Source organism: Robertmurraya sp. DFI.2.37, from assembly GCF_029211245.1.
GTDB classification, from domain to species: Bacteria; Bacillota; Bacilli; order Bacillales; family Cytobacillaceae; genus Robertmurraya; species Robertmurraya methanolica_A.
In genome coordinates this window covers 1-301 of the sequence record NZ_JARGEJ010000637.1, presented here as the reverse complement: position 1 = coordinate 301, position 301 = coordinate 1, and the positions used below count along the sequence as shown (strand labels likewise).

Here is a 301-nt window from a genome sequence, read left to right as displayed (position 1 = left end):
TAGATAAACATGTAAATAGGAATCAACTTTGTTAAAACTATTCTTTTCATACCAAGCCTGAACCCATACATCATCTCTTGTCCATGCTTCTAAACGGCTAAGATTTTCAGCTCTTGCCCTTCGCTCTGCCTCTTGGAGCAATCTGCCGCCAACACCAGAACTGCGAAAATCAGGATGGACGGCTATATACCATATCATCCCACCAATTCCGGTTCCCCTAGAACAAACGCTTCCTTCCTTCGTTTCGTACTCAATATCTAACAATCCAATCAGTTGCCCTTCCTCAACAGCTACTAATTCA

Annotated in this window: 1 protein-coding gene; it reads right to left on the bottom strand. The window is 42.5% G+C overall.

What is annotated here, in order from left to right; translation table 11 throughout:
- On the bottom strand, positions 1-301 hold a 301-nt coding region (locus PZE06_RS28025), incomplete at both ends, for a GNAT family N-acetyltransferase (protein WP_275792407.1).